This window comes from Gemmiger formicilis, assembly GCF_016901605.1.
GTDB classification, from domain to species: domain Bacteria; phylum Bacillota; class Clostridia; order Oscillospirales; family Ruminococcaceae; genus Gemmiger; species Gemmiger formicilis_B.
Window position 1 is genome coordinate 1 of sequence record NZ_JACJKP010000681.1, and the last position, 243, is coordinate 243.

Sequence of the window (243 nt, forward strand, 5' to 3'; positions counted from 1 at the left end):
AGCTTTGGAGCTCCTGCACTGGGCAAAGGACGGAGCGCGGCCCCATATGGCTTCAGTCATAGAACAAGTTCGTATGCTTATGCCGCTGAAAAGCATCTTGGAACAAGCAGGCGTTTACATTTCTGTGGGCAATGACAAAATCATTCTTCAGCAAGGCACATCCTCCAAAGAGCTCAAAATTTATCCTGCCATGTGGAAACAGCCAGAAGAACCAAACTGCATTTTTGTGAGTGACGCCTGCTT

Annotated in this window: 1 protein-coding gene; it reads left to right on the top strand. The window is 47.7% G+C overall.

What is annotated here, in order from left to right; genetic code table 11:
- Nucleotides 1-46 precede the first annotated feature (46 nt).
- The coding region (locus H6B10_RS16460; protein ID WP_204652468.1) for a hypothetical protein at nt 47-243 on the top strand (197 nt) is incomplete at its 3' end.